Origin of the sequence: Enterobacter asburiae, from assembly GCF_007035645.1 — a bacterium.
Classification (GTDB): domain Bacteria; phylum Pseudomonadota; class Gammaproteobacteria; order Enterobacterales; family Enterobacteriaceae; genus Enterobacter; species Enterobacter asburiae_B.
On record NZ_AP019632.1, the window covers coordinates 4,609,249 to 4,633,179 of the forward strand.

Below are 23,931 nucleotides of genomic sequence, written 5' to 3' on the forward strand. Positions count from 1 at the left end.
CATTAATCCTCATAAGAAAAAGCTATGGAAAATTATCAGATCGACAATCTCGACCGCGGCATCCTGGAGGCGTTAATGGCCAATGCCCGTACCGCCTACGCCGAGCTGGCGAAACAGTTTGGCGTCAGCCCGGGGACCATTCACGTTCGCGTAGAGAAAATGAAACAGGCGGGGATCATTACCGGCGCACGCATCGACGTCAGTCCTAAACATCTGGGTTACGACGTCTGCTGCTTCATCGGCATCATTCTTAAAAGCGCCAAAGACTACCCTTCAGCCCTGGCGAAGCTGAACGCGCTGGATGAAGTCACCGAGGCGTATTACACCACCGGGCATTACAGCATCTTTATTAAAGTCATGTGCCGATCCATCGACGCCCTCCAGCAGGTACTTATCAACAAGATCCAAACAATCGATGAAATTCAGTCCACCGAGACGCTGATCTCCCTGCAAAACCCGATCATGCGTACCATCCGCCCGTGATCGGGCAAATTCATTCCCACATTTTCCACAGGTAGATCCCAGCTCGTTCACAGCGTACAATGGCCGTCTCTTTATCTGGGCGAGCGATCAATGGCGGACATTACCCTTATCAGCGGCAGCACCCTTGGTGGTGCGGAATACGTAGCGGAACACCTGGCTGAAAAGCTGGAAGATGCGGGCTTTTCTACTGAAACCCTGCACGGTCCGTTGCTTGAAGATCTCCCGACTGACGGGGTCTGGCTGCTGATCACCTCCACGCACGGCGCGGGCGATCTGCCGGATAACCTGCAACCTTTATATGACGAACTGCTGGAACAGCAGCCCGACCTGTCAAACGTCCGTTTTGGCGCGGTGGGGATCGGCAGTCGTGAATATGACACCTTTTGCGGGGCAATAGAGAAAGTTGAAGCCGCTGTTACCTCTTGTGGAGCAAAACAGCTGGGTGAAACGCTCAAGATCAACATCCTCGATCATGACATTCCGGAGGATCCAGCCGAGATCTGGCTCGCGGAATGGAAAAATTTACTCAAAAACGATTAAAGATCGCGCGAACAGATGTGGATAACTCTGGTTAAAAGCTCGTATTAACCCGTAGTTATCCAAAGAACAACTGTTGTGTTGTTTTTGCCCTGTGCATAAAGTCGCGATCTGATCCCAGCTTATACTGTCCAGGATCACCGATCATTCACAGCAAACGATCCTTTATAACTGCATGATCTTCTTTGTGAGATCGGACTTATCCACACAGGTTCGCGATCCTAATAAGAGATCACAATAGAACAGATCTCTAAATAAAAAGATCTTCTTTTTAATAGCCCAGGATCCCAATGCTTTCTCGAAAGACTAAAGTTGAGTAGAATCCACGGCCCGGGCTTCAATCCATTTTCATACCGCTTTACGCGAGGCAGACCACCATGTTTTATCAGGATCCTTTTGACGTCATCATCATTGGCGGGGGTCATGCAGGCACTGAGGCCGCAATGGCCGCAGCGCGTATGGGTCAGCAGACCCTGCTTTTGACACACAATATCGACACGCTGGGACAAATGTCCTGTAATCCGGCGATTGGCGGCATTGGGAAAGGACACCTGGTAAAAGAAGTGGATGCACTTGGCGGCCTGATGGCGAAAGCGATCGATCATGCTGGTATCCAGTTTAGGATACTAAACGCGAGTAAAGGTCCCGCTGTGCGTGCGACCCGTGCCCAGGCAGACCGCGTGCTTTACCGTCAGGCTGTGCGTACCGCCCTGGAGAACCAGCCGAACCTGATGATCTTCCAGCAGGCGGTTGAAGATCTTATCGTTGAGAACGATCGCGTCGTGGGTGCGGTGACTCAGATGGGCCTCAAATTCCGCGCGAAAGCCGTGGTGCTGACCGTGGGCACCTTCCTGGACGGTAAAATTCATATCGGTCTGGATAACTACAGCGGTGGCCGTGCTGGCGATCCGCCGTCTATTCCACTGTCTCGCCGTCTGCGTGAACTGCCGCTGCGCGTCAGCCGCCTGAAAACCGGCACGCCGCCGCGTATTGATGCGCGGACCATTGATTTCAGCGTGCTGGCGCAACAGCACGGTGATAACCCCATGCCGGTTTTCTCGTTCATGGGCAATGCGGCACAGCATCCTCAGCAGGTACCGTGCTATATCACGCATACCAACGAGAAAACCCATGACGTGATCCGCAATAACCTCGATCGCAGCCCCATGTATGCCGGCGTGATCGAAGGGATCGGCCCACGCTACTGCCCGTCGATCGAAGACAAAGTGATGCGCTTTGCCGATCGTAACCAGCACCAGATCTTCCTGGAGCCGGAAGGGCTGACCTCGAACGAAATTTACCCGAACGGCATCTCCACCAGCCTGCCGTTCGATGTACAGATGCAAATTGTTCGCTCAATGCAGGGGATGGAGAATGCGAAAATCGTTCGTCCCGGCTACGCTATTGAGTACGATTTCTTCGATCCACGCGACCTGAAGCCAACCCTGGAAAGCAAATTCATCCACGGTCTGTTCTTCGCGGGGCAGATTAACGGCACTACCGGCTACGAAGAAGCGGCTGCACAGGGCCTGCTTGCCGGTCTGAACGCCGCACGCTTCTCTTCTGAGAAAGAGGGCTGGGCACCAGGCCGTTCTCAGGCGTATCTGGGCGTGCTGGTTGACGATCTCTGCACGCTGGGTACCAAAGAGCCGTACCGTATGTTTACCTCTCGCGCGGAATATCGCCTGATGCTGCGCGAAGATAACGCCGACCTGCGCCTGACCGAAATGGGCCGCGAGCTGGGTCTGGTCGATGACGAACGCTGGGCGCGCTTCAACGAAAAGCTGGAGCGCATTGAACAGGAACGTCAGCGCCTGAAAACCACCTGGGTGAATCCGCAGGCGGAAACCGCTGCCGAAGTAAACGCTCACTTAACCGCGCCGCTGTCGCGCGAAGCCAGCGGGGAAGATCTGCTGCGCCGTCCTGAAGTCACCTACGAGAACCTGGTCAAACTGACCGCGTTCGCGCCTGGCCTGGAAGACGCTGAAGCGGCAGAGCAGGTTGAGATCCAGGTGAAGTACGAAGGTTACATCGCGCGTCAGCAGGATGAGATCGAAAAACAGCAGCGTAACGAAAACACGCTGCTGCCGGAAATGCTGGACTACCGCCAGGTGACGGGCCTTTCCAACGAAGTGATCGCCAAGCTGAACGATCACAAACCGGTATCGATCGGCCAGGCATCCCGTATCTCCGGCGTCACGCCTGCGGCGATTTCCATTCTGCTGGTCTGGCTGAAAAAGCAGGGCATGCTGCGCCGCAGCGCATAATGCCAGAACATTGCCCGGTGGCGCTGCGCTTACCGGGCCTGATGAACCCGTAGGGCGGGTAAGCGAAGCGCCACCCGCCATCTAAGTTTTCCAACAGGTATTCACCGTGCTCAAAAAACTCTCTCGTCTGCTGGATCAGGCAGGTATTTCGCTCACCGATCACCAGAAAAATCAGCTGGTGGCCTATGTCGATATGCTGAACAAATGGAACAAAGCGTACAACCTGACCTCAGTACGTGACCCCAACGAGATGCTGGTACGCCATATTCTCGATAGCATCGTGGTTGCCCCCTGGCTGAAAGGTGAGCGTTTTATCGACGTGGGGACGGGACCAGGTTTACCGGGCGTTCCGCTGTCGATTGTTCGCCCTGAGAGCCACTTCACGCTACTGGACAGCCTCGGCAAGCGCGTGCGCTTTTTACGTCAGGTACAGCATGAGCTGAAGCTTGAAAACATCACGCCCGTGCAGAGCAGGGTAGAGGAGTTCCCGGCAGAGCCGCCGTTTGACGGGGTTATCAGCCGTGCATTTGCTTCGCTCAACGATATGGTGAGCTGGTGCAAACACTTACCTGCGGAGAACGGCCGCTTTTATGCGCTGAAAGGGCAGTTGCCAGGCGATGAGATTGAACAGCTCCCGGACGGTTTTGCTGTTGAATCCATCGAGAAATTACACATTCCTCAGCTCGATGGGGAGCGTCATCTGGTGATAATTAAGCCAAACAATTTTTAAAAAATTAATAAAAAATGTGGAATTTGTGCTGTTCTTCGCATGTTAAAAAACAGCACAAATACAGAGGATTTACCGTCGGGCTTTTAACCTCTTTTTCACTAAGGTTTTTCTTATGGTTAACCTGGCGACTTTTATTCACCGCGAAGATAGTCATCTGTGAAAATATAAGTCTGCTAAAAGTGGAAGGCAGTAACCAGAACGCAATGTTAATTATTTATTAAGAATGTCAATAAAACGTTTTTATTGTGTACTGGGCTGTTTTGAAAATAGTTAAGGCATTTTGCTTTTAATTTCATAAAGATAAATTTTCGCGATTTGCGCCTTTGATAAATACAACCTTATCGCAAATGTGTGTTTTGTGATCTCGTGCACGCTTTATCGCCAACGTTTTCGCGCTGTTTGCAGTTTTGGTCGAAGGTTGACGCTTTCAGCGAAAGTTAAAAAATAGCGGTGGGGAAAAATATTTAAACATTTATTCACCTTTTCGCTACTTAATGTTTGAAATCACGGGTGCGCACCGTATAATTTGACCGCTTTTTGATGCTTGACTCTGAGCCTTAAAGGACGTTTTATACGACACGCGGCATACCTCGAAGGGAGCAGGAGTAAAAACGTGATGTCTGTGTCGCTCTTGAGTAGAAACGTTGCTCGTAAGCTTCTGTTCGTTCAGTTTCTGGCTGTGATAGCAAGTGGACTGCTGTTTAGCCTCAAAGACCCCTTCTGGGGCATCTCCGCCGTGTGCGGGGGTTTGGCGGTTGTGCTGCCAAACGTGTTGTTTATGATTTTTGCCTGGCGTCATCAGGCGCATACACCTGCCAAAGGCCGCGTGGCCTGGTCCTTCGCCCTCGGCGAAGTGTGTAAGGTGTTGCTAACCTTTGCTCTACTGGTGATGGCGCTGGCGGTTTTGAAAGTGGTCTTCATGCCGCTGATAGCAACGTGGGTTTTGGTGCTGGTGGTACAAGTTCTGGCTCCAGCTGTAATCAATAACAAAGGGTAAAAGGCATCATGGCTTCAGAAAATATGACGCCGCAGGATTACATAGGTCACCATCTGAATAACCTTCAGCTGGACCTGCGTACATTCTCGCTGGTGGATCCACATAACCCCCCGGCCACCTTCTGGACGATCAACATCGACTCCATGTTCTTCTCGGTGGTTTTGGGTCTTCTGTTCCTGGCCATGTTCCGCGGTGTTGCTAAACGAGCGACCAGCGGTGTACCAGGGAAATTCCAGACTTTCATCGAAATGATCATCGGCTTCGTCCATGGCAGCGTCAAAGACATGTACCATGGTAAGAGCAAGCTGATTGCTCCGCTGGCCCTGACCGTGTTCGTTTGGGTCTTCCTGATGAACCTGATGGACCTGCTGCCAATCGATCTGCTGCCGTTTATCGGCGAGCACATCTTCGGCCTGCCTGCGCTGCGTGTTGTACCGTCTGCGGACGTGAACATCACCCTGTCGATGGCGCTGGGCGTATTTATCCTGATTCTTTTCTACAGCATCAAAATGAAAGGCGTAAGCGGCTTTGTGAAAGAGCTTACCTTGCAGCCGTTCAACCACTGGGCGTTTATTCCGGTCAACCTGATCCTGGAAGGCGTTAGCCTGCTGTCCAAACCTGTTTCACTGGGTCTGCGACTGTTCGGCAACATGTATGCGGGTGAGCTGATTTTCATTCTGATCGCGGGTCTTCTGCCGTGGTGGTCACAGTGGATTCTGAATGTGCCATGGGCCATTTTCCACATCCTGATCATTACGCTGCAAGCCTTTATCTTCATGGTTCTGACGATCGTCTATCTGTCGATGGCGTCTGAAGAGCACTGATTTTTTACCAACACTACTACGTTTTAATTGAAACAAACTGGAGACTGTCATGGAAAACCTGAATATGGATCTGCTGTACATGGCTGCCGCTGTGATGATGGGTCTGGCGGCTATCGGTGCTGCGATCGGTATCGGCATCCTCGGGGGCAAATTCCTGGAAGGCGCAGCGCGTCAACCTGATCTGATTCCTCTGCTGCGTACTCAGTTCTTTATCGTTATGGGTCTGGTGGATGCTATCCCAATGATCGCTGTAGGTCTGGGTCTGTACGTGATGTTTGCTGTCGCGTAGTAGTAGTTTTAAAACCCTAAGCCACAGAAATTAAAGAGGTATTGTGCTGTGAACATGAACGCAACAATCCTCGGCCAGGCCATCGCGTTTATTCTCTTTGTCTGGTTCTGCATGAAGTATGTATGGCCGCCTTTAATGGCTGCCATCGAAAAACGTCAGAAAGAAATTGCTGACGGTCTGGCTTCCGCAGAACGCGCTAAGAAAGATTTGGACCTTGCACAGGCCAACGCGACAGACCAGCTGAAAAAAGCGAAAGCTGAAGCTCAGGTAATCATTGAACAGGCTAACAAACGCCGTTCTCAGATCCTGGACGAAGCCAAAGCTGAAGCAGAACAGGAACGTACTAAGATCGTGACACAGGCTCAGGCAGAAATTGATGCTGAGCGTAAACGTGCTCGTGAAGAACTGCGTAAGCAGGTTGCGATTCTGGCTGTTGCTGGCGCCGAGAAGATCATCGAACGTTCCGTGGATGAAGCTGCTAACAGCGACATCGTGGACAAACTTGTCGCTGAACTGTAAGGAGGGAGGGGCTGATGTCTGAATTTGTTACGGTAGCTCGCCCCTACGCCAAAGCAGCTTTTGACTTTGCTGTCGAACACCAAAATGTCGATCGCTGGCAGGATATGCTGGCGTTTGCCGCTGAGGTGACGAAAAACGAACAAATGGCTGAGTTGCTTTCCGGTGCGTTAGCACCTGAAACTCTCGCCGCGTCGTTTATCGCCGTGTGCGGAGAGCAACTGGATGCCAACGGCCAGAACCTGATTAAGGTGATGGCAGAAAATGGTCGTCTCCGTGTGCTCCCGGATGTTCTCGAGCAGTTTGAGCACTTACGTGCCCTTAGTGAAGCAACCGCTGAAGTCGAAGTGACTTCTGCGACTGAACTGAGTAATGAACAGCTTGCGAAAATCACCGCCGCGATGGAAAAACGTCTGTCACGCAAAGTTAAGCTGAATTGCAAAATCGATAAGTCTGTAATGGCAGGCGTAATCATCCGTTCGGGTGATATGGTCATTGATGGCAGCGTACGCGGCCGTCTTGAACGCCTTGCAGACGTCTTGCAGTCTTAAGGGGACTGGAGCATGCAACTGAATTCCACCGAAATCAGCGAACTGATCAAGCAGCGCATTGCTCAGTTCAGTGTTGTGAGTGAAGCTCACAACGAAGGTACTATTGTTTCTGTAAGTGACGGTGTTATCCGCATCCACGGCCTGGCCGATTGTATGCAGGGTGAGATGATTTCCCTGCCGGGTAACCGTTACGCTATCGCACTGAACCTGGAGCGCGACTCCGTAGGTGCAGTTGTGATGGGTCCATACGCTGACCTCGCCGAAGGCATGAAGGTTAAGTGTACTGGCCGTATTCTGGAAGTGCCGGTTGGCCGTGGCCTGCTGGGTCGCGTTGTTAACACCCTGGGTGCGCCAATCGACGGTAAAGGTCCGGTTGAGCACGATGGCTTCTCCCCAATCGAAGTTATCGCACCAGGCGTTATCGACCGTCAGTCCGTAGATCAGCCTGTTCAGACAGGTTATAAGTCCGTTGATGCCATGATCCCAATCGGTCGTGGTCAGCGTGAACTGATCATCGGTGACCGTCAGACCGGTAAAACCGCGATGGCTATCGACGCCATCATCAACCAGCGTGACTCCGGCATCAAATGTGTGTACGTGGCTATCGGCCAGAAAGCGTCCACCATTTCTAACGTGGTTCGTAAACTGGAAGAGCACGGCGCACTGTCTAACACCATCGTTGTGGTAGCAACTGCTTCTGAATCTGCTGCACTGCAATACCTGGCGCCATATGCCGGTTGCGCAATGGGCGAATACTTCCGTGACCGCGGTGAAGATGCACTGATCGTATACGATGACCTGTCTAAACAGGCTGTTGCTTATCGTCAGGTTTCCCTGCTGCTCCGTCGTCCACCTGGACGTGAAGCGTTCCCTGGCGACGTATTTTACCTCCACTCTCGTCTGCTGGAGCGTGCTTCCCGCGTTAACGCGGAATACGTCGAGAACTTCACCAAAGGTGAAGTGAAGGGTAAAACGGGCTCTCTGACCGCTCTGCCGATCATTGAAACCCAGGCGGGTGACGTTTCTGCGTTCGTTCCGACTAACGTAATCTCCATTACCGATGGTCAGATCTTCCTGGAAACCAACCTGTTTAACTCCGGTATCCGTCCGGCGGTTAACCCGGGTATCTCCGTATCCCGTGTTGGTGGTGCTGCTCAGACCAAGATCATCAAGAAACTGTCCGGTGGTATCCGTACCGCGCTGGCACAGTATCGTGAACTGGCTGCGTTCTCTCAGTTCGCATCCGATCTGGACGAAGCAACCCGTAAACAGCTGAGCCACGGTCAGAAAGTGACCGAGCTGCTGAAGCAGAAACAGTACGCACCAATGTCTGTTGCTCAGCAGGGCCTGGTACTGTTCGCGGCTGAACGCGGTTACCTCGAAGATGTGGAACTGGCGAAAATCGGTAGCTTCGAAGCCGCTCTGCTGGCTTACGTTGACCGTGATCACGCTCCGCTGATGCAAGAGATCAACCAGACCGGTGGCTATAACGACGAAATCGAAGGCAAGCTGAAAGCTATCCTCGATTCCTTCAAAGCAACCCAATCCTGGTAATCGTCCGGCGGCTTGTCTCAGGACAAGCCGCCTGGCATTGAGGAGAAGCTCATGGCCGGCGCAAAAGAGATACGTAGTAAGATCGCAAGCGTCCAGAACACGCAAAAGATCACTAAAGCGATGGAGATGGTCGCCGCTTCCAAAATGCGTAAATCGCAGGATCGCATGGCGGCCAGCCGTCCTTATGCAGAAACCATGCGCAAAGTGATTGGTCACCTTGCGAACGGTAATCTGGAATATAAGCACCCTTACCTGGAAGAACGCGACGTTAAGCGCGTGGGCTACCTGGTGGTGTCGACCGACCGTGGTCTGTGTGGCGGCTTGAACATTAACCTGTTCAAAAAACTGCTGGCGGATATGAAAGCATGGTCTGAAAAAGGCGTTCAGTGCGATATCGCAATGATCGGCTCTAAAGGCGTCTCTTTCTTTAACTCCGTTGGTGGCAATATTGTCGCTCAGGTGACAGGTATGGGTGATAACCCGTCCCTGTCCGAACTGATCGGCCCGGTTAAAGTGATGTTGCAGGCCTATGATGAAGGCCGTCTGGACAGACTGTACGTTGTCAGCAACAAATTCATTAACACCATGTCTCAGGTTCCAACGCTCACTCAGATGCTGCCATTACCGGCATCAGAAGATGACGAGCTGAAGCAAAAAGCCTGGGATTACCTGTATGAACCCGATCCGAAACCGCTGCTGGATACCCTGCTGCGTCGTTACGTTGAATCTCAGGTTTATCAGGGCGTTGTAGAAAACCTGGCCAGCGAGCAGGCCGCACGAATGGTGGCGATGAAAGCCGCGACCGATAATGGCGGCAGCCTGATTAAAGAGCTGCAGTTGGTTTACAACAAAGCTCGTCAGGCCAGCATTACTCAGGAACTCACCGAGATCGTCTCGGGGGCCGCCGCGGTTTAACCAGGTTTACGAATTACGTAGAGGATTCAAGATGGCTACTGGAAAGATTGTCCAGGTAATCGGCGCCGTGGTGGACGTCGAGTTCCCTCAGGACGCCGTACCACGCGTGTACGACGCGCTTGAGGTACAGAATGGTAACGAGAGCCTGGTGCTGGAAGTTCAGCAGCAGCTCGGCGGCGGTATCGTGCGTACCATCGCTATGGGTTCTTCCGACGGTCTGCGTCGTGGTCTGGAAGTAAAAGACCTTGAGCACCCGATCGAAGTCCCGGTAGGTAAAGCAACACTGGGTCGTATCATGAACGTATTGGGTCAGCCAATCGACATGAAAGGCGACATCGGTGAAGAAGAGCGTTGGGCTATCCACCGCGCAGCACCTTCCTACGAAGAGCTGTCAAGCTCTCAGGAACTGCTGGAAACCGGTATCAAAGTTATCGACCTGATGTGTCCGTTCGCGAAGGGCGGTAAAGTCGGTCTGTTCGGTGGTGCGGGTGTTGGTAAAACCGTAAACATGATGGAGCTGATCCGTAACATCGCGATCGAGCACTCCGGTTACTCCGTGTTTGCGGGCGTAGGTGAACGTACTCGTGAGGGTAACGACTTCTACCACGAAATGACCGACTCCAACGTTCTGGACAAAGTATCCCTGGTTTACGGCCAGATGAACGAGCCACCTGGAAACCGTCTGCGCGTTGCGCTGACCGGTCTGACGATGGCTGAGAAATTCCGTGACGAAGGCCGTGACGTTCTGCTGTTCGTTGATAACATCTATCGTTACACCCTGGCCGGTACGGAAGTATCTGCACTGCTGGGTCGTATGCCTTCAGCGGTAGGTTATCAGCCTACGCTGGCGGAAGAGATGGGTGTTCTTCAGGAACGTATCACCTCTACCAAAACCGGTTCTATCACCTCCGTTCAGGCGGTATACGTACCTGCGGATGACTTGACTGACCCATCTCCAGCAACCACCTTTGCGCACTTAGATGCAACCGTGGTACTGAGCCGTCAGATCGCGTCTCTGGGTATCTACCCGGCCGTTGACCCGCTGGACTCCACCAGCCGTCAGCTGGATCCACTGGTTGTTGGTCAGGAACACTACGACACCGCGCGTGGCGTACAGTCCCTGCTGCAGCGTTACCAGGAACTGAAAGACATCATCGCCATCCTGGGTATGGATGAACTGTCTGAAGAAGACAAACTGGTGGTAGCACGTGCGCGTAAGATCCAGCGCTTCCTGTCCCAGCCGTTCTTCGTTGCGGAAGTATTCACCGGTTCTCCGGGTAAATACGTTTCCCTGAAAGACACCATCCGTGGCTTTAAAGGCATAATGGAAGGCGAATACGATCACCTGCCGGAGCAGGCGTTCTACATGGTTGGTTCCATCGACGAAGCCGTGGAAAAAGCCAAAAAACTTTAACGCCTTAATCGGAGGGTGATATGGCAATGACTTACCACCTGGACGTCGTCAGCGCAGAGCAACAAATGTTCTCTGGTCTGGTCGAGAAAATCCAGGTAACGGGTAGTGAAGGTGAACTGGGTATTTTCCCGGGTCACGCACCGCTGCTCACCGCCATTAAGCCTGGTATGATCCGCATCGTTAAACAGTTCGGTCACGAAGAGTTTATCTATCTCTCCGGCGGCATTCTTGAAGTGCAGCCTGGCAGTGTGACCGTTCTGGCCGATACCGCTATCCGTGGACAGGATCTCGACGAAGCGCGAGCCCTGGAATCGAAGCGTAAGGCTGAAGAGCACATTAGCAGCTCTCATGGTGACGTGGATTACGCTCAGGCGTCTGCGGAGCTGGCCAAAGCGATCGCGAAACTGCGCGTTATCGAGTTGACCAAAAAAGCGATGTAACACCGGCTTGAAAAGCACAAAAGCCAGTCTGGATACCAGGCTGGCTTTTTTTTTCGGCCTTAATTCATGATGAAAAAGATGTAGAATTTTAAGCATCAAACGTTTTTACTTCACACTCAAACTACCGTCAGGATGCGTATGTCAAACAGTGCGATGAGCGTGGTGATCCTTGCCGCTGGCAAAGGGACCCGCATGTATTCCGATCTGCCTAAGGTGCTCCACACGCTTGCAGGAAAGCCAATGGTGCAGCATGTCATTGATGCAGCGAACGAACTGGGTGCCGGTCAGGTCCACCTGGTCTACGGCCACGGCGGCGATCTGCTTAAAAAGACGCTGAGCGATGACAAGCTCAACTGGGTGCTTCAGGCCGAACAGCTGGGCACAGGCCATGCGATGCAGCAGGCTGCGCCTTTCTTTGAGGATGACGAAGACATTTTGATGCTCTACGGCGATGTCCCGCTGATCTCCGTTGAAACCCTGACTCGCCTGCGTGAAGCCAAACCGCAGGGCGGTATCGGTTTGTTGACCGTCGTGCTGGACGATCCAAGCGGTTATGGCCGCATCACCCGTGAAAACGGCAACGTCACGGGTATTGTTGAGCATAAAGATGCCAGCGACGAACAGCGCCAGATTCAGGAGATCAACACCGGTATTCTGATTGCCAGTGGCGCGGACATGAAGCGCTGGCTGTCTCAGCTCAACAACAACAACGCACAGGGTGAATTCTACATCACCGACATCATTGCGATGGCGTACCAGGAAGGACGTGAGATTGCGGCGGTTCATCCGGCGCGCATCAGCGAAACCGAAGGGGTGAATAACCGTCTTCAGCTTTCCCGCCTGGAGCGCGTTTATCAGTCCGAGCAGGCCGAAAAACTGCTGCTGGCGGGCGTGATGCTGCGCGATCCGGCGCGTTTCGATCTGCGTGGTTCGTTTTCTCACGGTCGTGACGTTGAAATTGATACGAACGTTATCCTCGAAGGTCACGTCACGCTGGGCAATCGCGTCAAAATTGGCGCCGGCTGCGTGATTAAAAACAGCGTCATCGGCGACGACTGCGAAATCAGCCCGTATAGCGTGGTGGAAGATGCCCGTCTGGATGCGGCCTGTACCATCGGCCCGTTTGCGCGTCTGCGCCCGGGCGCTGAGCTGCTGGAAGGCGCTCACGTGGGTAACTTCGTGGAGATGAAAAAAGCGCGTCTGGGTAAAGGCTCGAAAGCCGGTCATCTGACCTATCTGGGCGACGCGGAAATTGGCAATAACGTGAATATTGGTGCAGGGACTATTACCTGTAACTATGACGGTGCGAATAAGTTTAAAACCATCATCGGTGACGACGTGTTCGTTGGCTCCGATACGCAGCTGGTGGCGCCTGTTACCGTGGGTAACGGAGTGACTATCGCCGCCGGAACAACCGTTACGCGCGATGTGGCCGAGAACGAGCTGGTGTTAAGCCGCGTGCCGCAGGTCAGCAAGCAGGGCTGGAAACGCCCGGTGAAGAAAAAGTAACGGATTTACCCCTCACCCTAACCCTCTCCTCAAAGGGGAGAGGGGATCGTTCGGTGTGGTGTTTTTCTCCCTCGCCCCTTTGGGGAGAGGGCCGGGGTGAGGGGATAATATAATCCTCCCCCCACAAGCAGTACCCATAAAAATAACCCCACTCTCTACAAGGCTCGGGGTGCCCGGAAAGGGCGTTACCCAAAGGATTTCGCGTTGTGGCAAGGCGGCAAGCGTATGAGTCCATGGGAGCTTACTTAAGTAAGTGACCGTGGCGAGTACGAGAAGCCAACGCAGCCGCAGCGTGAAAGACGCAGGGAAAATACAGGTCAGCGACAACGCAGGCATAATGCCTAAATTCGGAATCTAAAATTATGTGTGGAATTGTTGGCGCAGTTGCGCAGCGTGATATTGCTGAAATCCTTCTCGAAGGTTTACGTCGTCTGGAATACCGTGGTTACGACTCTGCCGGTCTGGCTGTCGTCGATGCAGAAGGTCATATGACCCGTCTGCGTCGTCTCGGTAAAGTGCAGATGCTGGCCCAGGCCGCGGAAGAACATCCGCTGCACGGTGGTACCGGTATTGCGCACACCCGCTGGGCGACGCACGGCGAACCGTCTGAAGGTAACGCGCACCCGCATGTGTCTGAACACATCGTGGTCGTGCACAACGGCATTATCGAAAACCACGAACCGCTGCGCGAAGAACTGAAAGCGCGCGGCTACACCTTCGTCTCTGAAACTGACACCGAAGTGATTGCTCACCTGGTGCACTGGGAGCTGGAGCAGGGCGGTACACTGCGTGATGCGGTGCTGCGTGCTATCCCTCAGCTGCGCGGTGCGTACGGTACGGTGATCATGGATTCCCGCGATCCGTCCACATTGCTGGCCGCGCGTTCCGGTAGCCCGATGGTTATCGGTCTGGGTATGGGCGAAAACTTCATCGCTTCTGACCAGCTGGCGCTCCTGCCGGTCACCCGTCGCTTTATCTTCCTCGAAGAGGGTGATATCGCGGAAGTGACCCGTCGCAGCGTGACCGTCTTCGATACCAAAGGCGAGCAGGTGAAACGTCAGGAGATCGAATCGAATCTGCAGTACGACGCGGGCGACAAAGGCGCTTACCGTCACTACATGCAGAAAGAGATTTACGAGCAGCCAAACGCCATCAAAAACACGCTGACCGGGCGCATCAGCCACGGTGAAGTGGATCTGAGCGAGCTGGGCGCAAACGCGAACGAACTGCTTGGCAAGGTCGAGCATATTCAGATCGTGGCCTGCGGCACCTCTTACAACTCCGGTATGGTTTCTCGCTACTGGTTTGAATCCCTGGCGGGCGTGCCGTGCGATGTGGAAATCGCGTCTGAATTCCGCTATCGCAAATCCGCGGTGCGTCGTAACAGCCTGATGATCACCCTTTCCCAGTCCGGCGAAACGGCGGATACGCTGGCAGCGCTGCGTCTGTCTAAAGAGCTGGGTTACCTGGGCTCTCTGGCTATCTGTAACGTTCCTGGCTCATCGCTGGTGCGTGAGTCCGATCTGGCGCTGATGACCAAAGCGGGCACAGAAATCGGTGTGGCCTCCACCAAAGCGTTTACCACTCAGCTGACCGTTCTGCTGATGCTGGTGGCGAAGCTGGCGCGTCTGAAAGGTGAAGATGCGTCCGTTGAGCACGACATCGTTCACGGCCTGCAGGCGCTGCCGAGCCGTATTGAGCAGATGCTGTCTCAGGACAAACGCATTGAAGCGCTGGCGGAAGATTTCTCTGACAAACATCACGCCCTGTTCCTGGGTCGTGGCGATCAGTATCCGATTGCGCTGGAAGGCGCGCTGAAGCTGAAAGAGATCTCCTACATTCACGCTGAAGCCTATGCGGCTGGTGAGCTGAAGCACGGCCCGCTGGCGCTGATTGACGCGGATATGCCGGTCATCGTTGTGGCACCAAACAACGAACTGCTGGAAAAACTGAAGTCTAACATCGAAGAAGTGCGCGCCCGCGGCGGTGTTCTGTACGTCTTCGCCGACAAAGATGCCGGTTTTGTCAGCAACGACAACATGCACATCATCGAAATGCCGCATGTGGAAGAGGTTATCGCACCAATCTTCTACACCGTTCCGCTGCAGCTGCTGGCCTATCACGTTGCTCTGATCAAAGGCACCGACGTTGACCAGCCGCGTAACCTGGCGAAATCGGTTACCGTAGAATAATCCCTTCAGGCTCCACCTTCGGGTGGAGCTTTTTTATCCTTCCCGGCTTGTTTTTAATCAATCCTTTCTCGTTTTTAATAATGACAATTTGTCATCTTCAGCTACTTTTTTCAGTGTCACATAAAGAAAATATTTCTGAAAACGCCTTGTCATAAAAGCGGCTAACGCGATGAAAAATATGCTTTCTTTTGCTGATTTTTAAGTGAAATTTACGTTGTCATAAAACTGTCATAATTCGTACATTTATCTGTCACCTGTTTGTCCTATTTTGCTCATCGTAGCCACTAAACAACGATTTACGAAAATCTTGCAGGAGACATTATGAAAGTTATGCGTACCACTGTCGCAACTGTTGTCGCCGCGACCTTATCTCTGAGCGCGTTCTCTGTATTTGCAGAAGCAAGCCTGACTGGCGCTGGTGCAACCTTCCCTGCGCCGGTGTATGCCAAATGGGCGGATACCTACCAGAAAGAAACCGGTAACAAGGTTAACTATCAGGGTATCGGCTCCTCCGGTGGCGTTAAACAAATTACCGCGAACACTGTTGATTTCGGCGCATCAGACGCTCCGCTGTCTGATGACAAACTGGCTCAGGAAGGCCTGTTCCAGTTCCCAACCGTGATCGGCGGTGTGGTTCTGGCCATCAACCTGCCGGGCGTGAAGTCGGGTGAGCTGGTGTTGGACGGCAAGACGCTGGGTGACATCTACCTGGGCAAAATCAAAAAATGGGATGACGAAGCGATCGCTAAACTCAACCCAGGCCTGAAGCTGCCTTCTCAGAACATCGCCGTGGTTCGCCGCGCGGATGGTTCCGGTACCTCTTTCGTGTTCACCAGCTACCTGGCAAAAGTGAACGAAGAGTGGAAATCTAAAGTCGGCTCCGGCTCTACCGTTAACTGGCCAACCGGTCTGGGCGGTAAAGGTAACGACGGTATCGCCGCATTCGTACAGCGTCTGCCTGGCTCAATTGGTTACGTAGAGTATGCGTACGCTAAGCAGAACAACCTGTCCTACACCAAACTGGTTTCAGCCGACGGCAAACCGGTTAGCCCGACCGAAGAGAACTTTGCTAACGCGGCGAAAGGCGCTGACTGGAGCAAATCCTTCGCGCAGGATCTGACTAACCAGAAAGGCGAAGGTGCATGGCCAATCACCTCTACCACCTTCATCCTGGTTCACAAAGAGCAGAAGAAACCTGAGCAGGGCGCCGAAGTGCTGAAGTTCTTCGACTGGGCGTACAAAAACGGCGGCAAACAGGCTAACGCCCTGGATTACGCCACCCTGCCGGACAACGTAGTTGAGCAGATTCGCGCTGCATGGAAAACCAACGTGAAAGACAGCAGCGGTAAAGCGCTGTACTAACAGGATATATTTAACGAAGATGGCGGGTGGCGCTGCGCTCACCCGCCCTACGGTTTAAGCTGTAGGCCCGGTAAGCGTCAGCGCCACCGGGCATATTCGTAAAAACGTCTCAAACAGAAGAGTAATTTATGGCTGCAACCAAGCCTGCATTTAACCCTCCGGGTAAAAAAGGTGACATGATTTTCAGCGCGCTGGTGAAACTGGCTGCGCTGATTGTGCTATTGCTGCTGGGCGGCATTATCGTGTCTCTGATTTTCTCCTCATGGCCGAGCATCCAGAAATTCGGTTTTTCCTTCCTGTGGACCAAAGAGTGGGACGCGCCGAACGACATCTACGGTGCCCTGGTGCCGATTTACGGCACGCTGGTGACCTCGTTCATCGCCCTGCTGATTGCGGTTCCGGTGAGCTTTGGTATTGCCCTGTTCCTGACGGAGCTGGCGCCGGGCTGGCTGCGACGCCCGCTGGGTATTGCCATCGAACTGCTGGCGGCCATTCCAAGTATCGTTTACGGCATGTGGGGCCTGTTCATCTTTGCTCCGCTGTTCGCCACGTATTTCCAGGAACCAGTCGGTAACGTGCTTTCCGCCATTCCGTTTGTGGGTGCCCTGTTCTCTGGCCCGGCTTTCGGTATCGGCATTCTGGCGGCAGGTGTGATCCTCGCCATCATGATTATTCCGTACATTGCGGCGGTTATGCGCGATGTCTTCGAACAAACGCCGGTGATGATGAAAGAGTCGGCCTACGGCATCGGCTGCACCACCTGGGAAGTTATCTGGCGCATTGTCCTTCCGTTCACCAAAAATGGGGTGATCGGGGGCGTGATGCTGGGCTTAGGTCGTGCGCTGGGTGAAACCATGGCGGTCACCTTTATCATCGGTAACACCTACCAGCTCGACAGCGCGTCGCTCTACATGCCGGGTAACAGTATTACCTCGGCGCTGGCGAATGAATTTGCGGAAGCGGAATCCGGGCTGCACGTGGCGGCGCTGATGGAGCTGGGTCTGATTCTGTTCGTTATCACCTTCATTGTTCTGGCGATTTCCAAGCTGATGATTATGCGCCTCGCTAAAAATGAGGGGGCACGCTAATGGCCACTCTCGAAATGCAAGCTACCGCTGAACTGGCGGAATCCCGCCGCAAAATGCAGGCCAGACGCCGCATGAAAAACCGTATTGCCCTGTCGCTCTCTATGGCGACAATGGCGTTCGGCCTGTTCTGGCTGGTCTGGATCCTCTTCTCGACGGTCGTTCGCGGGATTGACGGGATGTCACTGTCGCTTTTCACCGAAATGACGCCACCGCCGAACACGGCGGGTGGTGGCCTGGCTAATGCCCTGGCGGGCAGCGGCTTGCTGATCCTCTGGGCGACGGTCTTCGGCACGCCGCTGGGCATCATGGCGGGTATCTACCTGGCTGAATACGGTCGTAAATCCTGGCTGGCCGAAGTCATTCGCTTCATCAACGACATTCTGCTGTCTGCACCTTCTATCGTCGTGGGTCTGTTTGTTTACACCGTGGTGGTGGCGCAGATGGAACACTTCTCCGGCTGGGCGGGCGTGATTGCCCTGGCGCTGCTACAGGTGCCGATTGTTATTCGTACCACCGAGAACATGCTGAAACTGGTGCCGGACAGCCTGCGTGAAGCGGCTTATGCGCTGGGTACGCCGAAATGGAAGATGATCTCTGCAATTACGCTGAAGGCGTCCGTCTCCGGGATCATGACCGGTATCCTGCTGGCGGTTGCGCGTATCGCGGGTGAAACGGCGCCGCTGCTGTTTACGTCTCTCTCCAATCAGTTCTGGAGCACGGACATGATGCAGCCGATCGCCAACCTGCCGGTGACGATCTTTAAATTTGCGATGAGCCCATTCGCGGAATGGCAGCAGCTGGCCTGGGCCGGGGTGCTGATCATTACCCTTTGCGTACTGTTGCTGAACATTCTGGCGCGCGTCATTTTCGCGAAGAAGAAACACGGTTAATTTTTTACGGCGCGGCAGCTCGCGGCGCCGAATGAGGAAATGAGTCAATGAGTATGGTTGATACTGCCCCGGGTAAGATTCAGGTTCGTGATTTGAACTTCTACTACGGCAAATTCCATGCCCTGAAGAACATCAACCTGGATATCGCGAAGAACCAGGTCACGGCATTTATCGGTCCGTCCGGCTGTGGGAAATCCACGCTGCTGCGCACCTTTAACAAAATGTATTCGCTCTATCCGGAGCAGCGCGCTGAGGGTGAAATCATCCTGGACGGTGAAAACATTCTGACCCAGGCGCAGGATATCGCCCTGCTGCGCGCCAAAGTGGGGATGGTGTTCCAGAAACCAACGCCTTTCCCGATGTCGATTTATGACAACATCGCGTTTGGCGTGCGTCTGTTTGAAAAACTCTCCCGTGCCGATATGGACGAGCGCGTGCAGTGGGCTTTGACCAAGGCCGCATTATGGAACGAAACCAAAGATAAGTTGCACCAGAGCGGTTACTCTCTCTCCGGTGGTCAGCAGCAGCGTCTGTGCATTGCGCGCGGTATTGCTATTCGCCCGGAAGTGTTGCTGCTGGATGAGCCGTGTTCAGCGCTGGACCCGATCTCAACCGGCCGTATTGAAGAGCTGATCACCGAGCTGAAGCAGGATTACACCGTGGTTATCGTGACCCATAACATGCAGCAGGCTGCACGTTGTTCCGATCACACGGCGTTTATGTACCTGGGCGAGTTGATTGAGTTCAGCGATACGGACGCGCTGTTCACCAGGCCCGCGAAGAAACAAACCGAAGATTATATTACTGGCCGCTACGGTTGATTTGCCTTAGTGCATGTGGAGAAACCATGGACAACCTCAATCTTAATAAACACATTTCCGGCCAGTTCAACGCAGAGCTGGAAAGCATTCGCACCCAGGTAATGACCATGGGCGGCATGGTCGAGCAGCAGCTTTCTGATGCGATTACGGCAATGCACAACCAGGACAGCGAGCTGGCGAAGCGCGTTATTGAAGGCGACAAAAACGTCAACATGATGGAAGTCGCTATCGACGAGGCCTGCGTGCGCATTATCGCGAAACGCCAGCCGACGGCGAGCGATCTGCGTCTGGTAATGGCGATCATCAAAACCATCGCCGAGCTGGAGCGTATTGGTGACGTTGCGGATAAAATCTGCCGCACCGCGCTGGAGAAGTTCTCTCAACAGCACCAGCCGCTGCTGGTGAGCCTGGAGTCGCTGGGCCGCCACACCGTGCAGATGCTGCACGATGTGCTGGATGCCTTTGCGCGTATGGACCTGGACGAAGCGGTGCGTATCTACCGTGAAGACAAGAAGGTCGACCAGGAGTATGAAGGCATCGTGCGTCAGCTGATGACCTACATGATGGAAGATTCACGTACGATCCCAAGCGTACTGACCGCCCTGTTCTGCGCGCGCTCTATTGAGCGTATCGGCGACCGCTGCCAGAACATTTGCGAATACATCTTCTACTTCGTGAAAGGTCAGGACTTCCGTCACGTGGGCGGCGACGAGCTGGACAAGCTGCTGGCGGGTAAAGATCCGAAAGAGTGATTTTACCCTCACCCTAACCCTCTCCCACAGGGAGAGGGGACAATTCGGTTTTCTCCCTCTCCCCAGGGGAGAGGGTCGGGGTGAGGGGAAAACTCAGCGAGTAATATCCCACCCGCGCGCCTTCCACAGCGCTGGCAGCTGCGCCAGATCGGTAAAGGTCGTGACATTGGGATGATCGATCGGCTTGTTGTGCGGGTCGGCGCAGAAGTAAAACACCTCCATCCCCGCATCAATCCCCGACTGCGCGCCCGCAGACGAGTCATCCACCAGAATACAGTTCTCTACGTTGACGTTCATCGCTTTTGCCGCATGGAACATCAGCGCCGGGTCTGGCTTCCAGCGCTGGATATCGTAGCCGCTGAACAGTTTTTCCGGGAAATGGTGCAACATCTCAAGCTTGCCCAGCGAGTGCTGCATTTTGCTGACCGGGCCGTTAGAGACGACGCAGACCGGCACCGTCATCGCATCCAGCAACGCGTTAGCTCCGGAGATAACCTCCAGTTCGGAGTCGAACAGGCGTGCGACCTCGGCGCGGTACACCGGTTCCAGATCGGCTTTCGCCAGATCAACACCGTGTTCTTCGTTAATGATGTCGATGATCTCGTAGAGCTTTACGCCCTTAAAGCGTTTAAACACCTCTTCGAGTTCCAGCGTAATGCCAAATTCCTGGAACATGGTGACATACGCGCGGGAACAAATGACCTCACTGTCGACCAGCGTACCGTCGCAGTCGAAAAATACCGCTTCAATTCCGGACATGCCTTTCCCTTTTAACAAGTTAAACGTTTACGTACGGCAGTTCGCCGGCACGCAATCGTTGCCGTATAAGCAAAATCAATGAAAAAAGTATCACGTAACCGCCACTATTGTCGCATTTTGGTATAGGATAGCGACGAATTTTCCCTCCTTGTTCGGAATTGATGATGAGTCAACAACACACTACCCAGACATCTGGTCAGGGTCTGCTTGAGCGCGTTTTTAAACTGCGCGAGCACGGCACAACGGCACGCACCGAAGTGATCGCTGGTTTCACCACCTTCCTGACGATGGTCTATATCGTTTTTGTGAACCCTCAAATTCTGGGCGTTGCTGGCATGGATACCAGCGCCGTCTTCGTGACAACCTGTCTGATCGCGGCCCTTGGCAGCATCCTGATGGGTGTATTCGCTAACCTGCCGGTTGCGCTGGCACCGGCGATGGGCCTGAATGCGTTCTTCGCGTTCGTGGTTGTTCAGGCGATGGGGCTGCCGTGGCAGGTTGGCATGGGCGCCATCTTCTGGGGCGCGGTTGGCCTGCTGCTGCTGACCATTTTCCGCGTACGTTACTGGATGATTGCGAACATTCCCGTGAGCCTGCGCGTGGGCATCACCAGCGGTATCGGTCTGTTCATCGGTATGATGGGGCTGAAAAACGCCGGCGTTATCGTGGCGAACCCGGATACGCTGGTGAGCATCGGTCACCTGACCTCTCATAACGTGCTGCTGGGCGTGCTGGGCTTCTTTATCATCGCGATCCTGGCTTCCCGTAATATTCACGCGGCGGTGCTGGTGTCTATCGTTGTCACCACCCTGCTGGGCTGGATGCTGGGCGATGTTCACTATAACGGTATCGTCTCCGCGCCACCGAGCGTTTCTACCGTGATTGGTCACGTCGATCTGGCGGGTTCCCTGAACCTGGGCCTGGCGGGCGTGATTTTCTCCTTCATGCTGGTCAACCTGTTTGACTCCTCCGGCACGCTGATTGGCGTGACCGACAAAGCGGGCCTGGCGGATGAGAAAGGGAAATTCCCGCGCATGAAGCAGGCGCTGTTTGTGGACAGCGTCTCCTCTGTGACCGGCGCTTTTATCGGAACCTCGTCCGTTACCGCGTACATTGAATCGTCTTCCGGCGTGTCCGTGGGCGGCCGTACCGGCCTGACGGCGGTGGTTGTGGGTATTCTGTTCCTGCTGGTGATCTTCCTCTCTCCGCTGGCGGGTATGGTTCCTCCGTATGCGGCAGCCGGCGCGCTGATCTATGTGGGTGTGCTGATGACCTCCAGCCTGTCACGCGTGAAGTGGGATGATTTAACCGAAGCGGTGCCGGCGTTTATTACCGCCGTGATGATGCCGTTCAGCTTCTCGATTACCGAAGGTATCGCGCTGGGCTTTATCTCTTACTGCGTAATGAAGATCGGTACCGGCCGCTTCCGCGACCTCAGCCCGTGCGTCATCGTTGTGGCGCTGCTGTTTGTGCTGAAGATTGTGTTTATTGACGCCAAATAAACAGCAAGCCCTTTTCTTCGAAAAGGGCTTTAATGTTTGTTCCCTCTCCCCGTGGGAGAGGGCCGGGGTGAGGGCATCAGGCTGCAATAAGCTTACGCCTTCACCCGCTTAATATAATCCCCAAACGCCGTCAGCTGGCCAGACAGATGATCGCGCGTGCTCTGATCCACCACTTCACCCGTTTGCGGGTCGACTTTGTTCTGAATCACACCACCCATAAATTCCGGCTTGTTCATGACCATCGCATCCAGGAACACCAGGATCTGGCGCAGATGATACTGGCAGCGCGCGCCGCCAATGGCGCCCATTGAGCTGGTCTGGATCAGCACCGGTTTGCCTGCCAGCGGCTGCTCAGGTAAGCGGGACAGCCAGTCGATGGCATTCTTCAGGCCACCCGGAACCGAATAGTTATACTCCGGCGTGACGATGACCACGCCGTCGGCCTGGCGGATCTGCTCTGCCAGCGCCTCAACGCTCTGCGGAAAACCCTCTTCCTGCTGTAGGTCAGCGTCATACAGCGGAATATCGCCAATAGACGGCAGGGCGCTAATTTCCATTCCTGCCGGTGCCAGCTGTGGCAGCGTGCGGGCAACCATCCCGTTAAATGAACCTTTGCGCAGGCTTCCCAGTAACGTAACTACTTTCAACGTATCAGACATGATTACTCCTGTTTCATCATGATGACCCTGATTGGATCAGCTAAGGGTGAATGCTTTTTCTGCCGGTAAACTGGTTAAACGCATCAGGCGTGCGGCGGGCTCGTTGGCGCGCTCGGGCACATCAGGAAGGCTACGCCATCCCTGTTGGCTGTCAAATTCCCAGATTTTCATGCGTTCGATGGCGGGGGTAACCGCAATGGACCAAATGAGCACATCCTCTGCGTCACTGAGCGCCTCTACCAGCGTGGCCTGGGCGGCACGCAGACGTCCGGAGCCTGGCAGCAGCTGCAGCAGGCTGGCGTCGTCTGAGGCGCATCCACAGAGCTTGCGGATGCTCTGGCGCAGGGTAATGAGCTGGGCTCGGGCTTCGACAGGATCGTTCTGGTTGCGTACCCACAGCCTCTCATTGCTGGAGAGCGGATAGTCTTCATGCGCATTACCGCCATGCAAGCTACGTGTCGCGCGCTGAAGTTCCATATCCAGCCCACAATCCCCTTCGGTGGTCAGCGCGACGCCAATGATATTGCCCGCGTAGGCAATCGAAAAACGAGGGAGATCCGGGTCGGCAAAGACCGGGCGACCTTCGGGTTGGGTAATGATGTCCGGCAGCTCGCTGGTGCCGTACAGCATAAACAGCAGTTCTGCGAGAAGCGCCCGGGAAGCTAAAAACCGCGTTCTGCGGTGTTCCGGGAGAGTGAGTGCTTCACTGTGACAGGCTGAAGAAATTCTTGCCGATACGAGACGTCCTTCCGTAAGTATCCCTCTTGCAAAGTGCGTAGCCATTTTTCGCTCCTTGATAATGGTCGTAATCGGTTAAACGGTTACATGATTATCGCTTAACTTGACTCCTGTTTTAATCAGTAAATGGGAGTAAGAGAAG

At 54.1% G+C, this 23,931-nt stretch carries 24 protein-coding genes; 21 read left to right on the forward strand and 3 right to left on the reverse strand.

What is annotated here, in order from left to right; genetic code table 11:
- Positions 1-24: 24 nt before the first annotated feature.
- The 20 genes from asnC (at position 25) to phoU (ending at position 20,131) form a co-directional block, all read left to right on the forward strand.
- Positions 25-483: a transcriptional regulator AsnC gene (asnC, locus tag FOY96_RS22065; protein ID WP_023333916.1), complete on the forward strand. Its 459-nt coding sequence runs from the start codon at positions 25-27 to the stop codon at positions 481-483.
- Between the two features lie 90 nt (positions 484-573).
- Entirely contained in the window at positions 574-1,023 is a 450-nt protein-coding gene (gene mioC, locus FOY96_RS22070; protein WP_023309786.1) for an FMN-binding protein MioC, read from the forward strand.
- A 374-nt stretch (positions 1,024-1,397) separates the two neighbouring features.
- Positions 1,398-3,287 (forward strand): tRNA uridine-5-carboxymethylaminomethyl(34) synthesis enzyme MnmG, encoded by a 1,890-nt coding sequence (mnmG, locus tag FOY96_RS22075; RefSeq protein WP_143347732.1) that lies wholly within the window; start codon positions 1,398-1,400, stop codon positions 3,285-3,287.
- Between the two features lie 106 nt (positions 3,288-3,393).
- Positions 3,394-4,017 carry a 16S rRNA (guanine(527)-N(7))-methyltransferase RsmG gene (rsmG, locus tag FOY96_RS22080; protein WP_143347733.1) on the forward strand — a complete coding sequence of 208 codons (624 nt, stop codon included), beginning with the start codon at positions 3,394-3,396 and terminating at the stop codon, positions 4,015-4,017.
- Positions 4,018-4,633: 616 nt separating this feature from the next.
- Positions 4,634-5,014 carry a F0F1 ATP synthase subunit I gene (atpI, locus tag FOY96_RS22085; protein WP_023333920.1) on the forward strand — a complete coding sequence of 127 codons (381 nt, stop codon included), beginning with the start codon at positions 4,634-4,636 and terminating at the stop codon, positions 5,012-5,014.
- Positions 5,015-5,022: 8 nt separating this feature from the next.
- Entirely contained in the window at positions 5,023-5,838 is an 816-nt protein-coding gene (atpB, locus tag FOY96_RS22090; protein WP_023309789.1) for a F0F1 ATP synthase subunit A, read from the forward strand.
- A gap of 49 nt (positions 5,839-5,887) precedes the next feature.
- The gene (gene atpE, locus FOY96_RS22095) at positions 5,888-6,127 is read left to right on the forward strand and encodes a F0F1 ATP synthase subunit C (protein WP_000429386.1); all 240 of its coding nucleotides are present in this window, start codon (positions 5,888-5,890) and stop codon (positions 6,125-6,127) included.
- 48 nt (positions 6,128-6,175) lie between these two features.
- Positions 6,176-6,646: a F0F1 ATP synthase subunit B gene (gene atpF, locus FOY96_RS22100; protein WP_014072436.1), complete on the forward strand. Its 471-nt coding sequence runs from the start codon at positions 6,176-6,178 to the stop codon at positions 6,644-6,646.
- 14 nt (positions 6,647-6,660) lie between these two features.
- Positions 6,661-7,194, forward strand: coding sequence for a F0F1 ATP synthase subunit delta (gene atpH / locus FOY96_RS22105; RefSeq protein ID WP_023309790.1), 534 nt, complete (start codon positions 6,661-6,663; stop codon positions 7,192-7,194).
- A gap of 12 nt (positions 7,195-7,206) precedes the next feature.
- Positions 7,207-8,748, forward strand: coding sequence for a F0F1 ATP synthase subunit alpha (atpA, locus tag FOY96_RS22110; protein WP_006808751.1), 1,542 nt, complete (start codon positions 7,207-7,209; stop codon positions 8,746-8,748).
- Between the two features lie 51 nt (positions 8,749-8,799).
- Positions 8,800-9,663: a F0F1 ATP synthase subunit gamma gene (gene atpG, locus FOY96_RS22115; RefSeq protein WP_008500191.1), complete on the forward strand. Its 864-nt coding sequence runs from the start codon at positions 8,800-8,802 to the stop codon at positions 9,661-9,663.
- A gap of 31 nt (positions 9,664-9,694) precedes the next feature.
- Positions 9,695-11,077: a F0F1 ATP synthase subunit beta gene (atpD, locus tag FOY96_RS22120; protein WP_006177559.1), complete on the forward strand. Its 1,383-nt coding sequence runs from the start codon at positions 9,695-9,697 to the stop codon at positions 11,075-11,077.
- 20 nt (positions 11,078-11,097) lie between these two features.
- Entirely contained in the window at positions 11,098-11,517 is a 420-nt protein-coding gene (locus FOY96_RS22125; RefSeq protein ID WP_006177560.1) for a F0F1 ATP synthase subunit epsilon, read from the forward strand.
- Between the two features lie 138 nt (positions 11,518-11,655).
- The gene (gene glmU / locus FOY96_RS22130) at positions 11,656-13,026 is read left to right on the forward strand and encodes a bifunctional UDP-N-acetylglucosamine diphosphorylase/glucosamine-1-phosphate N-acetyltransferase GlmU (RefSeq protein ID WP_143347734.1); all 1,371 of its coding nucleotides are present in this window, start codon (positions 11,656-11,658) and stop codon (positions 13,024-13,026) included.
- A 362-nt stretch (positions 13,027-13,388) separates the two neighbouring features.
- Positions 13,389-15,218 carry a glutamine--fructose-6-phosphate transaminase (isomerizing) gene (glmS, locus tag FOY96_RS22135; protein WP_023309792.1) on the forward strand — a complete coding sequence of 610 codons (1,830 nt, stop codon included), beginning with the start codon at positions 13,389-13,391 and terminating at the stop codon, positions 15,216-15,218.
- Between the two features lie 321 nt (positions 15,219-15,539).
- Positions 15,540-16,580 carry a phosphate ABC transporter substrate-binding protein PstS gene (gene pstS, locus FOY96_RS22140; RefSeq protein ID WP_008500186.1) on the forward strand — a complete coding sequence of 347 codons (1,041 nt, stop codon included), beginning with the start codon at positions 15,540-15,542 and terminating at the stop codon, positions 16,578-16,580.
- A gap of 128 nt (positions 16,581-16,708) precedes the next feature.
- Positions 16,709-17,668 (forward strand): phosphate ABC transporter permease PstC, encoded by a 960-nt coding sequence (pstC, locus tag FOY96_RS22145; RefSeq protein ID WP_023309793.1) that lies wholly within the window; start codon positions 16,709-16,711, stop codon positions 17,666-17,668.
- Positions 17,668-18,558 carry a phosphate ABC transporter permease PstA gene (gene pstA, locus FOY96_RS22150; RefSeq protein WP_023309794.1) on the forward strand — a complete coding sequence of 297 codons (891 nt, stop codon included), beginning with the start codon at positions 17,668-17,670 and terminating at the stop codon, positions 18,556-18,558. Before pstC ends, pstA begins: the two co-directional genes overlap by 1 nt.
- 47 nt (positions 18,559-18,605) lie before the next feature.
- Positions 18,606-19,379, forward strand: a complete 774-nt coding sequence (gene pstB / locus FOY96_RS22155) for a phosphate ABC transporter ATP-binding protein PstB (protein WP_010426574.1) — start codon at positions 18,606-18,608, stop codon at positions 19,377-19,379.
- A 26-nt stretch (positions 19,380-19,405) separates the two neighbouring features.
- Positions 19,406-20,131: a phosphate signaling complex protein PhoU gene (phoU, locus tag FOY96_RS22160; protein WP_008500182.1), complete on the forward strand. Its 726-nt coding sequence runs from the start codon at positions 19,406-19,408 to the stop codon at positions 20,129-20,131.
- Between the two features lie 93 nt (positions 20,132-20,224).
- On the opposite strand, the gene yieH is transcribed toward phoU, so the two are convergent.
- Complete coding sequence (gene yieH, locus FOY96_RS22165; RefSeq protein WP_045888256.1) at positions 20,225-20,890, reverse strand: 6-phosphogluconate phosphatase; 666 nt, start codon at positions 20,888-20,890, stop codon at positions 20,225-20,227.
- 164 nt (positions 20,891-21,054) lie between these two features.
- Here yieH and adeP point away from each other — a divergent pair, with 164 nt between their 5' ends.
- A complete protein-coding gene (adeP, locus tag FOY96_RS22170; protein WP_023309797.1) occupies positions 21,055-22,392 on the forward strand; it encodes an adenine permease AdeP in 1,338 nt (445 codons plus the stop codon).
- Positions 22,393-22,484: 92 nt separating this feature from the next.
- On the opposite strand, the gene FOY96_RS22175 is transcribed toward adeP, so the two are convergent.
- Both FOY96_RS22175 and FOY96_RS22180 read right to left on the reverse strand, forming a co-directional pair.
- On the reverse strand, positions 22,485-23,051 hold the full coding sequence (locus tag FOY96_RS22175) for an NADPH-dependent FMN reductase (protein WP_143347735.1): 567 nt from the start codon (positions 23,049-23,051) through the stop codon (positions 22,485-22,487).
- A gap of 36 nt (positions 23,052-23,087) precedes the next feature.
- Complete coding sequence (locus tag FOY96_RS22180; protein ID WP_143347736.1) at positions 23,088-23,834, reverse strand: 4'-phosphopantetheinyl transferase family protein; 747 nt, start codon at positions 23,832-23,834, stop codon at positions 23,088-23,090.
- Between the last annotated feature and the right edge of the window lie 97 nt (positions 23,835-23,931).

Excerpts from the sequence above, each read along its gene's own strand:
- FOY96_RS22180 (WP_143347736.1), bottom strand. The coding sequence starts at position 23,834 with ATGGCTACGCACTTTGCAAGAGGGATACTTACGGAAGGACGTCTCGTA.
- pstB (WP_010426574.1), top strand. The coding sequence starts at position 18,606 with ATGAGTATGGTTGATACTGCCCCGGGTAAGATTCAGGTTCGTGATTTG.
- FOY96_RS22175 (WP_143347735.1), bottom strand. The coding sequence starts at position 23,051 with ATGTCTGATACGTTGAAAGTAGTTACGTTACTGGGAAGCCTGCGCAAA.
- atpH (WP_023309790.1), top strand. The coding sequence starts at position 6,661 with ATGTCTGAATTTGTTACGGTAGCTCGCCCCTACGCCAAAGCAGCTTTT.
- pstS (WP_008500186.1), top strand. The coding sequence starts at position 15,540 with ATGAAAGTTATGCGTACCACTGTCGCAACTGTTGTCGCCGCGACCTTA.
- phoU (WP_008500182.1), top strand. The coding sequence starts at position 19,406 with ATGGACAACCTCAATCTTAATAAACACATTTCCGGCCAGTTCAACGCA.
- atpE (WP_000429386.1), top strand. The coding sequence starts at position 5,888 with ATGGAAAACCTGAATATGGATCTGCTGTACATGGCTGCCGCTGTGATG.
- pstC (WP_023309793.1), top strand. The coding sequence starts at position 16,709 with ATGGCTGCAACCAAGCCTGCATTTAACCCTCCGGGTAAAAAAGGTGAC.
- FOY96_RS22125 (WP_006177560.1), top strand. The coding sequence starts at position 11,098 with ATGGCAATGACTTACCACCTGGACGTCGTCAGCGCAGAGCAACAAATG.
- atpI (WP_023333920.1), top strand. The coding sequence starts at position 4,634 with ATGTCTGTGTCGCTCTTGAGTAGAAACGTTGCTCGTAAGCTTCTGTTC.
- asnC (WP_023333916.1), top strand. The coding sequence starts at position 25 with ATGGAAAATTATCAGATCGACAATCTCGACCGCGGCATCCTGGAGGCG.
- mnmG (WP_143347732.1), top strand. The coding sequence starts at position 1,398 with ATGTTTTATCAGGATCCTTTTGACGTCATCATCATTGGCGGGGGTCAT.
- glmU (WP_143347734.1), top strand. The coding sequence starts at position 11,656 with ATGTCAAACAGTGCGATGAGCGTGGTGATCCTTGCCGCTGGCAAAGGG.
- atpD (WP_006177559.1), top strand. The coding sequence starts at position 9,695 with ATGGCTACTGGAAAGATTGTCCAGGTAATCGGCGCCGTGGTGGACGTC.
- adeP (WP_023309797.1), top strand. The coding sequence starts at position 21,055 with ATGAGTCAACAACACACTACCCAGACATCTGGTCAGGGTCTGCTTGAG.
- atpB (WP_023309789.1), top strand. The coding sequence starts at position 5,023 with ATGGCTTCAGAAAATATGACGCCGCAGGATTACATAGGTCACCATCTG.
- pstA (WP_023309794.1), top strand. The coding sequence starts at position 17,668 with ATGGCCACTCTCGAAATGCAAGCTACCGCTGAACTGGCGGAATCCCGC.
- mioC (WP_023309786.1), top strand. The coding sequence starts at position 574 with ATGGCGGACATTACCCTTATCAGCGGCAGCACCCTTGGTGGTGCGGAA.
- atpA (WP_006808751.1), top strand. The coding sequence starts at position 7,207 with ATGCAACTGAATTCCACCGAAATCAGCGAACTGATCAAGCAGCGCATT.
- glmS (WP_023309792.1), top strand. The coding sequence starts at position 13,389 with ATGTGTGGAATTGTTGGCGCAGTTGCGCAGCGTGATATTGCTGAAATC.
- atpG (WP_008500191.1), top strand. The coding sequence starts at position 8,800 with ATGGCCGGCGCAAAAGAGATACGTAGTAAGATCGCAAGCGTCCAGAAC.
- yieH (WP_045888256.1), bottom strand. The coding sequence starts at position 20,890 with ATGTCCGGAATTGAAGCGGTATTTTTCGACTGCGACGGTACGCTGGTC.